Raw genomic sequence first — 12,387 nt, forward strand, 5'->3', positions numbered from 1 at the left:
CGGAAACCGGCCTCGCTCAGGCGCCGCGCGGGCTCGTGATACGGTTTCCGACAGTGATCTTCCGGAAACCGTATCACGCCGTCACGATCGGGATCTCCCGGTCGATCGCGACCTCGGCCGGGTCCAGGCGGCACGCATAGGCGAGCGTCCGGACGCCGGCCGCCCGGGCCCGCCGGAAGGCGGCGGCGAAGGCCGGGTCGATGTCGCCCGCCACGTCGAACCGCTCGGCCCGCATCTGCACCACCACGATCAGCAGCGCCCGCCCGCCGCCCCGCACCACTTCGGCGAGTTCGTCCATGTGGCGGGCGCTGCGGGCCGCCGTGCAGTCGGGGAACTCGGCGAGGCCGGGCTCCCGCATCATGTGGCAGTTCTTCACCTCCACATGGCAGGGGCCGGCGGGGCCATCGGCCAGGAAGTCGACCCGGCTCGCCCGTCCGTAGCGCACCTCCGGCCGCAGGGTGGCGGCCTCGCGCAAGGGCGGCAGGCGCCCCTCCCGGAAGGCCTCCGCCACCAGCTGGTTCGGCCGCAGGGTATTGATGCCGACCCATTGCGCCCCGCCCGGCAGCTCGGCCTCCACCATCTCCCACGACCATGCGAGCTTGCGGGCCGGGTTGGTCGAGGCGGAGAGCAGCACCGGCCGGCCCGGGGTGACGAGCCCCACCATCGCGCCCGGATTGGCGCAATGCGCCGTCACCACCCGGCCGTCCGCGAGTTCGACGTCGGCGAGGAAACGCTTGTAGCGGCGCACCAGCCGCCCCTCGGTCAGCGGATGGGCGAAGCGCACGGGTCAGGGCTCGGCTGCGGCATCCCGCCCGCTTAGAGCAGGATCCGCTCGCGTTGCAATCGGATCCCGCTCTAGACCTTTGTGTTTGCCGCATTTTCTGCGACGAACCGGCATCCGCTTCGTCGGACGATGCTCTCGCGGGTAACGGCGCGCGGCGCGACGCTTGAGCCCGGCAGATGGTCACGATACAGCGGGGCGATGGCCGGAGGCATGATGAGCGACGAGATTGCGACCCAGGTGACGGCCGCCGTTCTGGTCATCGGCGACGAGATCCTCTCCGGCCGGACCAAGGACAAGAACATCGGCTACATCGCCGAGTATCTCACGGCCATCGGCATCGACCTGCGCGAGGTGCGCGTGGTGCCGGACGTGGCCGAGGAGATCGTGGGCGCGCTGAACGCGCTGCGCGCCCGCTACACCTACGTGTTCACGACGGGCGGCATCGGGCCGACCCACGACGACATCACGGCCGATTGCGTGGCCGCGGCCTTCGGCGTCGGCATCGACGTCGATCCGCGCGCGCGGGCGATGCTGCTCGAACGCATCCCCGAGGCCGACCTCAACGAGGCCCGCCTGCGCATGGCGCGCATCCCCTTCGGGGCGGAGCTGATCGCCAATCCGATCTCGAAGGCGCCGGGCTTCGTGATCGGCAACGTGATCGTGATGGCGGGCGTGCCCGCGATCATGCAGGCGATGCTCGACAACGTGGCACCGACCCTGCGCACCGGCGCGCGCATGCTCGCCGAGACCATCGAGGCCGGCGCTCTGCCGGAGGGCGCCTACGCGGCCGACCTCGCCGGGGTCGCCGCGCGCTTCCCGGGCGTGTCGGTGGGCTCCTACCCGTCGATGACGCCGCAGGGGTTCCGCAATCAGATCGTGGCGCGGGCCAAGGACGCGGCCGCGCTCGCCGCCGCCAGGGCGGAGATCGAGGCGCTGGTCGCCCGGCTCCAGGCGGCGCGCGGTTAGGGAGGAGCCGAGATGGCAACGGCAGGCGAGAAGGCCTTTCCGGTCTCCTGGGACCAGTTCCATCGCGACGCCCGGGCACTGGCGTGGCGGCTCGCCGGGGCAGGCCCGTTCGAGGCGATCGTCTGCATCACCCGCGGCGGCCTCGTGCCGGCGGCGGTGGTGGCGCGCGAACTCGGCATCCGGCTCATCGAGACCGTCTGCATCGCGAGCTATCACGATTATCAGGAGCAGGGCTCCCTGACCGTGCTCAAGGACGTGGCCCCGAGCATTTGCGCCATCGGCGACGGCAGCGGCCGGGGCGTGCTCGTCCTCGACGACCTCACCGATACCGGCAAGACCGCGCAGGTGGTGCGCACCATGCTGCCGAGCGCGCATTTCGCCACGGTCTACGCCAAGCCCGCCGGCCGGCCGCTCATCGACACCTTCGTGACCGAGGTGAGCCAGGACACCTGGATCTACTTCCCCTGGGACATGGGCCTCGCCTACCAGGCCCCGATCCATCCGGGCACCTCCGGCTGACCGGACATGGATGGATGCAGCGCATCCATCCACGTGAACGGAAGCGTCCCACGATCGTTGGGGAGGGCGAAGCACACTCCCCAACAGTATGGAGACGCAGATGGCTCACGCCCACAAGCCCCTCGATCAGCAGGTGATCGTGATCACGGGGGCATCGAGCGGCATCGGGCTCGCGACGGCGCGCATGGCCGCCCGCCAGGGCGCGCGGGTGGTGATGGGCGCCCGCAACGCCGAGGCCCTGGCCGCGATTCAGGAGGATATCGAGCGCCAGGGCGGACAGGTCACCCATGCGGTCGGCGATGTCGGCCGGCGCGAGGACGTGCAGGCCCTGGCCGACAAGGCGATCCAGCGCTTCGGCGGCTTCGACACCTGGGTGAACGACGCCGGCATCTCGATCTTCGGGCGCCTGGAGGAGGTGAGCGACGAGGACAGCGAGCGGCTGTTCCAGACCAATTTCTGGGGCACGGTCTACGGTTCGCTGGTGGCGGTGCCGCACCTGAAGCGGCACGGCGGCGCGCTGATCAATGTCGGCAGCATCGCCTCCGACCTGACGATCCCGCTCCAGGCCATGTACTCGGCGAGCAAGCACGCGATCCGCGGCTTCACGGACGGCTTGCGCGCGGAGCTGGAGATGGACGGCGCGCCGGTCTCGGTGACGCTGATCAAGCCCGGCTCGATCGACACTCCCCTGCCCCAGCACGCCCGCAACTACATGGACCGCGAGCCGCAGCTGCCGCCGCCGGTCTACCATCCGGACGAGGTCGCCCGCGCCATCCTGCACGCCGCCGTTCACCCGCACCGCGAGATCTATGTCGGCGGCGGGGGCCGGGCGATGACGGGCTTCAAGAAGCTCGCGCCGGAGGCCTTCGACCGCCTCGGCGCGGTGGCGGCCCGGGCGCAGCGCGCCGCGGAACCCCCGCGCGACCCGCAGGGCGCGCTGCACCAGCCCGGCTCGGACGGCCATGTCCGCGGCGTCTATCCGGGCTACGTGCGCCGCACCAGCACCTACACGCGGGCGCAGCTCCATCCCCTCACCACGGGCGCCGTGATGGCGGGCGTCGGCCTCGCCGCGGCGGCGCTGATGAAGCGGCGCGCCTGAGGGCTGCCGATCGTCGCACCCGGCTGCGCGGCCCGGCGGCTGCATCATGTATCCGCCGAGCCGCCGGTTTCGATGCTGCATGTCGATCGACGCCCACCCCGTTCGGGAATCGAACCACGGGAGCCCCGTTCCGGTGCGGGCGGCGATGGTCGCGGGGTGGCCGGGCTCCCGGATCCGGTTCCTTGGCGAGGGTGTCCGACACCCCTGCGCGGAGCGCGGGCGCCGCGTCCTCGCCGCCGTCCTGATCCTCACCCTGCTCCCGGCCCTCGCCCCCTATGCGATCGTCGGCGACGCGATCCCGGTCCCCCTCGCGGGGGCGCAGGGCGATCCCGCCCGCGGCCGGGCCATCGCCAGCGATCCCCGGCGCGGCCTCTGCACCCTCTGCCACGCGGGCCTCGGCGGCCGGGCGGAGGGCGATGTCGGGCCCAACCTCGCCGGCATCGGCGCGCGGCTCTCGCCCGGCCAGATCCGCCTGCGGCTCGTCGACGGCCGCGTCTTGAATCCCGACACCATCATGCCCTCGTATTACCGCGTCGAGGGGCTCGACCGGGTCGGCGCGGCGTGGCGCGGCCGGCCGATCCTGGAAGCGGACGAGATCGAGGACGTGATCGCCTATCTGGCGACGCTCCGCGGCGGGGAGGAGACCCGATGACGAAGCCGGATCGGCGCAGGGTCCTGACGGGAGGCGCGGGGCTTCTCGCCGTCGCTCTGGTGCGTCCGGCCCGGGCCGTCGAGCGCCCGCCGCGCGAGCCGACCCAGGCCGCGATCCGGCGCTTCGCCGGCGATGCCCCGATCCACCCCGGCCGCGTCACCCTCGACGTGCCCCCGCTCGTGGAGAACGGCAACGCCGTCCCGCTCACGGTCGCGGTCGACAGTCCGATGACGCCGGCCGACCACGTACGGCGCATCGCGATCTTCAACGACAAGAACCCGCAGCCCAACGTGCTGACCGTCCATCTCGGCCCCCGCGCCGGCCGGGCCGCGGTCTCGACGCGCATCCGGCTCGCGGATTCCCAGACCGTGACGGCGATCGCCGAGCTGAGCGACGGCACCTACTGGTCCGCCACCGCCGACGCCATCGTGACGCTGGCCGCCTGCGTGGAAGGGTGACGCCATGGCCCGCAGCCTCATCAACGTGCCGAAGACCGCCCGGGCCGGCAGCGTCATCGAGATCAAGACGCTGATCTCGCATCCGATGGAGACCGGCTACCGACCCGGCCCGGAGGGCCGCCTGCTGCCGCGCAACATCATCACGACCTTCGTCTGCCGCTACGCGGGCGAGGAGGTGTTCCGCGCCGAACTCTACCCGGCGAGTTCCGCCAACCCCTACCTGACCTTCACCACCCGCGCGACGCAGAGCGGCACCCTCACCTTCACCTGGAGCGGCGACAACGGCTTCGAGCAGACCGAGAGCGCGACGATCGAGGTGACCTGAGGGTGGCGTCCCGCTGGTCCGCCCTGGCGCTCCTTGCCCTCTGCGCACCCCTCGCCGCGCAGGAGATCGCGTCCGGGGCGCGACGCTCGGGCTTCGACCAGATGACGCCGGAATTGCAGGCGATGCAGCGCGACGATGCGGCCAATCCCGGCCTGCTCTGGGTCGCGGACGGGCTGGATGCCTGGGAGGCCGCCCCGGCCACGGGCCGCCCGGCCTGCGCCGGCTGCCACGGGGCCATCGAGAGCCTGCGCGGAGTCGCCGCGCGCTATCCGGCCTGGGACCCGGCGGAGGGCCGCGCGGTCGATCTCGCGGGCCGCATCGATCTCTGCCGCACGCGCCACCAGGGCGAGGAGCCCCTCCCTCGCGAGAGCCGCCCGCTCCTCGCGCTCACGGCCGCGGTGGCCCTGCAATCGCGCGGGCTGCCGGTGGCACCGCCGGCCGACCCGCGCCTGGACCCCGCCCGCGCGGAGGGGCGTGCGCTGTTCACCCGCCGCATGGGCCAGCTCGGCTTCTCCTGCGCGGCCTGCCACGATGCGCGCTGGGGGGCGCATCTCGGCGCGGCGGCGATCCCGCAGGGCCATCCCAACGGCTACCCGCTCTACCGGCTCGAATGGCAGGATCTCGGCTCCTTCCAGCGCCGCCTGCGCAACTGCCTCGTCGGAATGCGGGCGGAGCCCTACCCGGCGGGCGCGCCGGAGACGGTGGCGCTCGAACTCTCCCTGATGCAGCGGGCGGCGGGCCTGCCGATCGAGGCGCCGGCCGTGCGGCCGTGAGGCAGGACCCTTGTGCCGATGACAGGCGTGGCAGGCACCACGATCCTCATGCCGAGGTGCGGGCGGAGCGAGCCTCGCAGCACCCCGGAACGGTGTGCCTGAGGCGCTCATCTCTTGGATGAACGGTCCGGGGGGCTTCGAGGCTTGCTCCGCAAGCAACTTGGCATCAGGAACGATCTGCGTGCCAAACAGGATAGTCGGCGACGAGGGGGTCACGAGCCGGTGAGCGAACAACCGGCCCTCCCCGCCAGGGCTCGCCTCACAACCACCCGACCGCCCGGAAGCGCCGATAGAGAATGAGGCACACCATGAGGATCGCGCCCAGCGCGAAGAAGTAGCCGTATTGCAGCTCCAGCTCCGGCATGTTCTTGAAGTTCATGCCGTAGATGCCCGCCACCGCCGTGGGCACCGCCAGGATCGCCGCCCAGGCGGCGAGGCGGCGGGCGATGTGCGTCTGCTGCGTCTGGCCGATCATCAGGCTCGCCTCGAAGGCGAAGGCCAGCACCTCGCGCAGGGAATCGATCTCCTCCTGAACGCGCCGGATGTGGTCCGAGACGTCCCGGAACAGCACCTGCATGTACTCGTCCACGGCCACCGTCTCGGCGTGTTCGAGCCGGCGGCAGACCTCGACCAGAGGAACGACCGCCGTGCGCAGGCGCAGGAGGTCGCGCCGCAGCATGTAGAGCCGCTCGATCTCCGCCTGCTCCAGGGAGCGGGCCAGGACCGTGTCCTCGATCGCCTCGACCTCGTCGTGGATCGCCCCGATCACCGGCCCGTAATCGTCCACAATGTAGTCGAGCAGGGCGTAGAGCATGTAATGCTCGCCGTGGGCGAGCGTGGAGGGGCAGGCCTCGCAGCGCTGGCGGACCGCCGCGTAGGAGCTCGACGGCCCGTGCCGGACCGTCACCACGTAGCCGCGGCCGAGGAAGACGTGGGTCTCGCCGAAGGCGATGCGCCGCTCGACGAGCTGCGCGGTCCGGGCGACCACGAAGAGCCCGCTGCCGTACTGCTCCATCTTGGGGCGCTGATGCGCGTTGCCCGCATCCTCGATGGCGAGGGGATGGAGGCCGAACTGCTCCTGAACCTGATGCAGCAGGCTGTCGGAGGGGTCGTAGAGTCCGATCCAGACCACGTGGCCCGGCTTGCGCGCCCAGGCGCCCGCATCGGCGATGGATGTCTCGGCGATGCGCCGGCCGGCCGCGTAGACGCCGGCGGCGACGACGCCCGGAGCCGGGGGCGGGACGGGTGGCGAGGGAGCGAGCATGGACGGCCTCCCCGATCATGAGCCGACAACAGGATGACCCGCGATTGCCCGCCGCACAATGGGCATCGGATCGTGACGAGGCGCTCCGGCCGGTCTAATCCTGTGGCCGAGGAGACCGGGAATGGCCGATCACGATCATCACGATCACGCTCACGATCATCCGCACGACCACGGCAGCGAGCTGTCGCCCATGGAGTTGCGGGTGCGGGCCCTGGAATCGATCCTGGTGGAGAAGGGCTACGTCGATCCGGCGGCCCTCGACACTCTGATCGACACCTACGAGACCAAGATCGGCCCGCGCAACGGCGCCCAGGTGGTGGCCCGGGCCTGGATGGATCCCGCATACCGCGCCCGGCTCCTCGACGATGCCACGGCGGCGATCCGCGAACTCGGCTTCGGCGGGCGCGGCGGCGAGCACATGATGGTCGTCGCCAACACCCCCGAGGAGCACAACATGGTCGTGTGTACCCTGTGCTCCTGCTATCCCTGGCCCGTGCTCGGCCTGCCGCCGGTCTGGTACAAGTCGCCGCCCTACCGCTCGCGGGCGGTGATCGACCCGCGCGGCGTGCTGCGCGAATTCGGGGTCGACCTGCCCGCCACCACGCGGATCCGCGTGTGGGATTCCACCGCCGAACTCCGCTACATGGTGCTGCCGATGCGGCCCGCCGGCACCGAGCAGCTCGACGAGGCGGCCCTCGCCGACCTCGTCACCCGCGATTCGATGATCGGCACGGGCCTTCCCCTCTCTCCCGAGCAGGGGGTGCGCGCATGAACGGCGGTCAGGATCTCGGCGGGATGCAGGGCTTCGGGCCGGTCGGTTTCGAGGCGGACGAGCCCTGGTTCCACGCCCCCTGGGAGCGGCGGGTCTTCGCCCTCGCGCTGGCGATGGGCTACACCGGCACCTGGAACCTCGATGCCAGCCGCGCGACCCGCGAATCGTTGCCGCCGGGCGAATATCTCACCTCCAGCTACTACGCGATCTGGTTCAAGGCCCTGGAGAAGCAGGTGCTCCGGCACGGCCTCGCGAGCGCCGAGGAGCTGGCGGCTGGCGCGGCCCTGACGCCTCCGGCCCCGGTAGCGCGGGTGCTCCAGGCCGAGCAGGTGGCGCCGCTCTTCGCGAAGGGCTTCCCGAGCGACCGCCCCTCCCCGCACCAGGCCCGCTTCGCGGTCGGCGACGAGGTGACGGCGAAGACCATCAACCCGGTCGGCCATACCCGGCTGCCGCGCTACGTCCGCGGCCGCACCGGCACGGTGGAGCAGGTGCATGGCACCTTCGTGTTCCCGGATTCGAACGCCGAACTCGCCGGCGAGGCGCCGCAATGGCTCTACACGGTGCGATTCGCGGGGGTGGAGCTGTGGGGCGAGGATGCCGATCCCGGTCTCGCCGTCTCGGTCAACGCCTTCGAGAGCTACCTGGAGCCGGCCCGCTCCCGGTCGGACGCCGCATGAGACCGCAGGATCCGCCCACCTTCGCCGCGCCCTGGGAGGCGCAGACCTTCGCCCTCGTCGTGGCCCTGCACGACCGCGGGCTGTTCACGTGGAGCGAATGGGCCGAGGCCCTCGGGGTGGCGAGCCGCCGGGGCGAGCGCCCGGCCGATTACGCCCTTTGGCTGGAGACGATCGAGGCGCTGCTCGCCGCGCGCGGCGTCACCACCGCCGCTTCCCTGTCCGACCGCCGGGACGCCTTCGCGCGCGCCGCCGCGGCGACGCCCCACGGGCAGCCGATCCTGCTCGCCAACGATCCGGGCGCCTGACGAGGGCGCCGATCGCAGGCGGAAGCGGCGCATGAAAAAGCCCGGTCGGAACCGGGCTTCATCCGTTCGGCCATGCGGCCGTGATCAGGCCTGGAGCGCCTTCACGCGGGCCGCGAGGCGCGACACCTTCCGGGAGGCCGTGTTCTTGTGAACGATGCCCTTCTGCGACGCGCGCATGATCTCCGGCTCGGCGGAGCGCAGGGCGGCCAGGGCGTTGGTGGCATCACCCGAGGCGATGGCCTCCTCGACCTTGCGGACGAAGGTGCGCATGCGGCTGCGGCGCGAGCGGTTGATCGCCGTGCGCTTGGCGATCTTGCGGGTCATCTTCTTGGCCGACACGGTGTTGGCCATCGGCTGTCCTCATCTCGATTGCGCGATGCACGAGGGCCCGGAGGCGTGGCGGCGTCGCGTGGTATGGCGCTGGAAGCACGGAAAGCCGCCGGGGCGATCCGGCGGGTTCGCGAGGCGCTGTCTATACGCGGGTGACGGAGCATCGTCAACGCAAGATCCGGGGCGGGGATCCGGGGCAAGATCCCGACACAAGACTCGGGGGCAGGACTGAGGAGCAAGACTCCGGGCGCCGTCATCGTCCATGATCGCGCGAATAGGTTTCACGGAGGTTCCGCATGACCCGCCCGGCCGACGACACGACCCGCGCGGAGCGCCTCGCGCGCTTCCAGCCGCTGTCCGGCATGGCCATGCCGCGTTTCGCGGGGCTCGCCAGCCTGATGCGCCTGCCGGTGCTGACGCCCGCGGCGGCCATGGCCGAGCCGATCGATATCGGCCTGTTCGGCATCCCCTTCGACAGCGCCACCACCAACCGTCCGGGTGCGCGGCTCGGGCCGCGGGGCGTGCGCGAGCAATCGGCCCTGATGCGCCTCGTCAACCACGCCACGGGCGTGTGCCCCTACGAGCTCTGCGCCTGCGCGGATCTCGGGGACGTGCCGGTCAACCCCGTGGACGTCGCCGACACGCTGTCGCGCATCGAGACTTTCACGGCGCCCCTGCACGCGGCCGGCCTGACCCTGCTGGCCATCGGCGGCGACCATCTCGTGACCTATCCGCTGCTGCGGACGCTGGGCCGGGACGGTCCCGTCGGCCTGATCCACATCGATGCCCACAGCGACACCACCGACAGCTATTTCGGCGGCGCGAAGCTCACCCACGGCACGCCGTTCCGCCGGGCGATCGAGGACGGCGTCCTCGACCCCAGGCGCATGGTGCAGATCGGCATCCGCGGCACGCTCTACGCCCGCGACGAGCGGCAATGGGCCCTCGACCAGGGAATCCGCATCATCGAGATGGAGCGCGTCATCGCCGAAGGGCTGCCGGCCGTGGCGACGGAGGCCCGGGCGGTCGTCGGCAGCAATCCGACCTACCTGACCTTCGACATCGATTCGATCGATCCCGCCTTCGCCCCCGGCACGGGCACCCCGGAGATCGGCGGCTTCACCTCGCGCGAGGCGCTGTTCCTGGTGCGCGCCCTGCGCGGCCTCGATCTCGTCGGCGCCGACGTCGTGGAGGTCGCCCCGCCCCTCGATCCGTCCGGCACCACGGCGCTGGTGGGCGCGACCTTCGCCTTCGAGCTCCTGTGCCTGCTCGCCGAGGCCCGGGCGCGGCGCCGGGGCTGAGACGCTGGCCGGGACGGGCCCCTCCCGCGCGGGGGCGCTGCGGTCGTCTGTCAAGGCCCCGCTCCGCTCCCGGGTCCTTTCCACCGCCATGTCCCCGGCGCCCTCCCCGTTCTCGACACATCTCCCGGCTGGTCCGCCGCCGGCCCGCCATGATTCGCGCCGCCGCCCGAAGGATCCGGGATTCCAACCCGTTGCACCGGGAAAACCTGTGCGCGGGGCGTGAGTCGACGACCGGGTCAACCGGGCGTTAACCACCGCGCCAACGCTTCCTGTTGCGAAGCTTCACCAGGAAAGCGTAACGTTTCGCCGTTCCCGCTGGGGCGCGGAACACCGTCCCGTCCTTCCGAAGTCACGATTCGCATCGCCGGCCCGCACAGGGCCGGGTGGTGAGTCGTGCCCGGCGCGGTCCCCGGCCCCGGCCCGGGTTCTCAAGGAAGTTCAGGGGCGTGACGCTTAAGGAAAACGAGACTTCTTGTTGATAGACCGGTGAGGAAGGCGGGGGAGACGCTGGGGGTAGTTGACTCTTGGTTCCTCACCGGGGCCGACATGGTTCGAACTGGGACATGTCGGGAGTTGCGTATCGGCGTACGGGCCGCGAGCGGGCAGCCGCGGACGGTTCGAGAGAGGACCCATCAATGCGTGTGGATGGCGGCTTGGCGGAAGGGTTCGATCCGGGCGGCGGTGGCGGCGGTGGCAGCGGCCGCGGCGATCTCACGGCCGCGTGGCAGCGCGTGAAGCGGCGCCTGCGGGCCGAACTGGGCGAGGACGTGTTCGCGAGCTGGTTCGCGCGGCTGGAGCTGCAGGAGGTCTCGGGCGGCGTCGCCCGCCTCACCGTGCCGACGCGCTTCCTCAAGAGCTGGATCGAATCCCACTACCTCGACCGGGTGCTCGCCACCTTCCGCAGCGAGGCCGAGGGCGTCGAGGGCATCGAGGTCGGCGTGCGCGGGCCGATGGCGCAGGCGCGCCCGGCCGTCGTCGGCGCCGTGCCCGCCCCGCCCAAGGCGGCGATCCCGGTGCGGCAGGCGGCGACCGCGCCGGCCGCCATCGACATGACGGAGGCCGACAAGGCCGGCCGCGGCGGGGAGGCCGGCGACCTCAGCGGCGCCCCCCTCGATGCGCGCCTGACCTTCCAGAGCTTCGTGGTCGGCCGCTCGAACGCGCTCGCCCACGCGGCAGCCGAGCGCGTCGCCGCCCATGACGGCGGCGGGCCGGTCTACAACCCGCTCTACTTCCACGCGGGCGTCGGCCTGGGCAAAACCCATCTCCTGCACGCCGTCGGGCACGCGGCCAAGGAGGCCGGCCGGCGGGTGATCTATCTCACCGCCGACCGCTTCATGTACGGCTTCGTCAATGCCCTGAAGACGCAGAACGCGCTCGCCTTCAAGGAGCGCCTGCGCGCCATCGACGTGCTGATCCTCGACGACGTGCAGTTCATCCAGGGCCGCTCGATCCAGGCGGAGTTCGGCCACACGCTGAACGCCCTGATCGATGCCGGCCGGCAGGTCGTCGCCGCCGCCGACCGGCCGCCGACGGAGCTGGAGAGCCTCGACGAGCGGGTGCGCTCGCGCCTCGCGGGGGGCCTCGTGGTCGAGATCGGCACCCTCGACGAGACCCTGCGGGCCACCATCCTGCAATCGCGCCTGGAGGCCGTGCGGGCCACGCATCCGGGCTTCGAGGTGGGCCCGGCGGTGGCCGAGTACGTCGCCAAGGCCATCACCGCGAACGGCCGCGACCTCGAAGGCGCGGTGAACCGGCTCCTCGCCCACGCCACCCTCACGGGCGCGCCGGTGACGCTGGAGACCGCCGAGACCGCGATCCGCGACCTCGTGAAGAACCGCGAGCCCAAGCGGGTCAAGATCGAGGACATCCAGAAGCTGGTGGCGAGCCGCTACAACGTCTCGCGCTCCGACATCCTCTCGGAGCGGCGCACCGCCGCCGTGGTGAAGCCGCGCCAGATCGCCATGTACCTCTCGAAGGTGCTGACGCTGCGCTCCCTGCCGGAGATCGGCCGCCGCTTCGGCGGGCGCGACCACACCACCGTGCTGCATGCCGTGCGCAAGATCGAGAAGGCGATCGGCGAGGATACCGCCCTCTGCGACGAGGTCGAACTCCTCAAGCGCATGCTTCAGGACTGATCCCCCTCATCGCCGTGGGGATGCGGG

The 12,387-nt window shown here is 71.6% G+C and carries 15 protein-coding genes; 12 read left to right on the forward strand and 3 right to left on the reverse strand.

What is annotated here, in order from left to right; translation table 11 throughout:
- Window positions 1-73: 73 nt before the first annotated feature.
- Window positions 74-784 carry a DNA/RNA nuclease SfsA gene (gene sfsA / locus ACE101_RS29260; RefSeq protein ID WP_379137419.1) on the reverse strand — a complete coding sequence of 237 codons (711 nt, stop codon included), beginning with the start codon at window positions 782-784 and terminating at the stop codon, window positions 74-76.
- 213 nt (window positions 785-997) lie between these two features.
- On the opposite strand from sfsA, the gene ACE101_RS29265 reads away from it, so the two are divergent.
- The 7 genes from ACE101_RS29265 (at window position 998) to soxA (ending at window position 5,576) form a co-directional block, all read left to right on the forward strand.
- Complete coding sequence (locus tag ACE101_RS29265) at window positions 998-1,750, forward strand: competence/damage-inducible protein A (protein WP_379137421.1); 753 nt, start codon at window positions 998-1,000, stop codon at window positions 1,748-1,750.
- A 12-nt stretch (window positions 1,751-1,762) separates the two neighbouring features.
- Window positions 1,763-2,269, forward strand: a complete 507-nt coding sequence (gene gpt / locus ACE101_RS29270) for a xanthine phosphoribosyltransferase (protein ID WP_379137423.1) — start codon at window positions 1,763-1,765, stop codon at window positions 2,267-2,269.
- Window positions 2,270-2,369: 100 nt separating this feature from the next.
- Window positions 2,370-3,368, forward strand: a complete 999-nt coding sequence (locus ACE101_RS29275; RefSeq protein WP_379137426.1) for an SDR family oxidoreductase — start codon at window positions 2,370-2,372, stop codon at window positions 3,366-3,368.
- 79 nt (window positions 3,369-3,447) lie between these two features.
- Window positions 3,448-4,020 carry a sulfur oxidation c-type cytochrome SoxX gene (soxX, locus tag ACE101_RS29280; protein ID WP_379137429.1) on the forward strand — a complete coding sequence of 191 codons (573 nt, stop codon included), beginning with the start codon at window positions 3,448-3,450 and terminating at the stop codon, window positions 4,018-4,020.
- On the forward strand, window positions 4,017-4,478 hold the full coding sequence (locus tag ACE101_RS29285; RefSeq protein ID WP_379137432.1) for a SoxY-related AACIE arm protein: 462 nt from the start codon (window positions 4,017-4,019) through the stop codon (window positions 4,476-4,478). The genes soxX and ACE101_RS29285 overlap by 4 nt, the downstream gene beginning before the upstream one ends.
- 4 nt (window positions 4,479-4,482) lie before the next feature.
- Entirely contained in the window at window positions 4,483-4,803 is a 321-nt protein-coding gene (gene soxZ / locus ACE101_RS29290) for a thiosulfate oxidation carrier complex protein SoxZ (protein WP_379137435.1), read from the forward strand.
- On the forward strand, window positions 4,800-5,576 hold the full coding sequence (gene soxA / locus ACE101_RS29295) for a sulfur oxidation c-type cytochrome SoxA (protein ID WP_379139026.1): 777 nt from the start codon (window positions 4,800-4,802) through the stop codon (window positions 5,574-5,576). Before soxZ ends, soxA begins: the two co-directional genes overlap by 4 nt.
- Window positions 5,577-5,835: 259 nt before the next feature.
- Here the strand turns inward: soxA and corA are convergent, their stop codons facing one another.
- On the reverse strand, window positions 5,836-6,840 hold the full coding sequence (corA, locus tag ACE101_RS29300; RefSeq protein ID WP_379137438.1) for a magnesium/cobalt transporter CorA: 1,005 nt from the start codon (window positions 6,838-6,840) through the stop codon (window positions 5,836-5,838).
- Window positions 6,841-6,961: 121 nt separating this feature from the next.
- Between corA and nthA the strand changes: the two genes are divergently transcribed.
- Genes nthA through ACE101_RS29315 form a run of 3 tightly spaced genes read left to right on the forward strand, consistent with a single transcriptional unit; the run spans window position 6,962 to window position 8,594 of the window.
- Window positions 6,962-7,612, forward strand: a complete 651-nt coding sequence (gene nthA / locus ACE101_RS29305; RefSeq protein WP_379137440.1) for a nitrile hydratase subunit alpha — start codon at window positions 6,962-6,964, stop codon at window positions 7,610-7,612.
- On the forward strand, window positions 7,609-8,289 hold the full coding sequence (gene nthB / locus ACE101_RS29310) for a nitrile hydratase subunit beta (protein ID WP_379137443.1): 681 nt from the start codon (window positions 7,609-7,611) through the stop codon (window positions 8,287-8,289). The genes nthA and nthB overlap by 4 nt, the downstream gene beginning before the upstream one ends.
- Window positions 8,286-8,594, forward strand: a complete 309-nt coding sequence (locus ACE101_RS29315; RefSeq protein WP_379137446.1) for a nitrile hydratase accessory protein — start codon at window positions 8,286-8,288, stop codon at window positions 8,592-8,594. The genes nthB and ACE101_RS29315 overlap by 4 nt, the downstream gene beginning before the upstream one ends.
- Window positions 8,595-8,678: 84 nt before the next feature.
- On the opposite strand, the gene rpsT is transcribed toward ACE101_RS29315, so the two are convergent.
- The gene (rpsT, locus tag ACE101_RS29320; RefSeq protein WP_379137447.1) at window positions 8,679-8,945 is read right to left on the reverse strand and encodes a 30S ribosomal protein S20; all 267 of its coding nucleotides are present in this window, start codon (window positions 8,943-8,945) and stop codon (window positions 8,679-8,681) included.
- A gap of 275 nt (window positions 8,946-9,220) precedes the next feature.
- Here rpsT and speB point away from each other — a divergent pair, with 275 nt between their 5' ends.
- Both speB and dnaA read left to right on the forward strand, forming a co-directional pair.
- Window positions 9,221-10,225: an agmatinase gene (speB, locus tag ACE101_RS29325; RefSeq protein ID WP_379137450.1), complete on the forward strand. Its 1,005-nt coding sequence runs from the start codon at window positions 9,221-9,223 to the stop codon at window positions 10,223-10,225.
- Window positions 10,226-10,860: 635 nt separating this feature from the next.
- A complete protein-coding gene (gene dnaA, locus ACE101_RS29330) occupies window positions 10,861-12,360 on the forward strand; it encodes a chromosomal replication initiator protein DnaA (protein WP_379137452.1) in 1,500 nt (499 codons plus the stop codon).
- Window positions 12,361-12,387: the final 27 nt, after the last annotated feature.

It is taken from the genome of Methylobacterium carpenticola, assembly GCF_042748905.1.
In the GTDB taxonomy this organism is placed as follows: Bacteria; Pseudomonadota; Alphaproteobacteria; order Rhizobiales; family Beijerinckiaceae; genus Methylobacterium; species Methylobacterium carpenticola.

Coding starts and splice junctions, on each gene's coding strand:
- ACE101_RS29265 (WP_379137421.1), top strand. CDS start 998: ATGAGCGACGAGATTGCGACCCAGGTGACGGCCGCCGTTCTGGTCATC.
- gpt (WP_379137423.1), top strand. CDS start 1,763: ATGGCAACGGCAGGCGAGAAGGCCTTTCCGGTCTCCTGGGACCAGTTC.
- ACE101_RS29275 (WP_379137426.1), top strand. CDS start 2,370: ATGGCTCACGCCCACAAGCCCCTCGATCAGCAGGTGATCGTGATCACG.
- soxX (WP_379137429.1), top strand. CDS start 3,448: ATGTCGATCGACGCCCACCCCGTTCGGGAATCGAACCACGGGAGCCCC.
- ACE101_RS29285 (WP_379137432.1), top strand. CDS start 4,017: ATGACGAAGCCGGATCGGCGCAGGGTCCTGACGGGAGGCGCGGGGCTT.
- soxZ (WP_379137435.1), top strand. CDS start 4,483: ATGGCCCGCAGCCTCATCAACGTGCCGAAGACCGCCCGGGCCGGCAGC.
- corA (WP_379137438.1), bottom strand. CDS start 6,840: ATGCTCGCTCCCTCGCCACCCGTCCCGCCCCCGGCTCCGGGCGTCGTC.
- nthA (WP_379137440.1), top strand. CDS start 6,962: ATGGCCGATCACGATCATCACGATCACGCTCACGATCATCCGCACGAC.
- nthB (WP_379137443.1), top strand. CDS start 7,609: ATGAACGGCGGTCAGGATCTCGGCGGGATGCAGGGCTTCGGGCCGGTC.
- ACE101_RS29315 (WP_379137446.1), top strand. CDS start 8,286: ATGAGACCGCAGGATCCGCCCACCTTCGCCGCGCCCTGGGAGGCGCAG.
- rpsT (WP_379137447.1), bottom strand. CDS start 8,945: ATGGCCAACACCGTGTCGGCCAAGAAGATGACCCGCAAGATCGCCAAG.
- speB (WP_379137450.1), top strand. CDS start 9,221: ATGACCCGCCCGGCCGACGACACGACCCGCGCGGAGCGCCTCGCGCGC.
- dnaA (WP_379137452.1), top strand. CDS start 10,861: ATGCGTGTGGATGGCGGCTTGGCGGAAGGGTTCGATCCGGGCGGCGGT.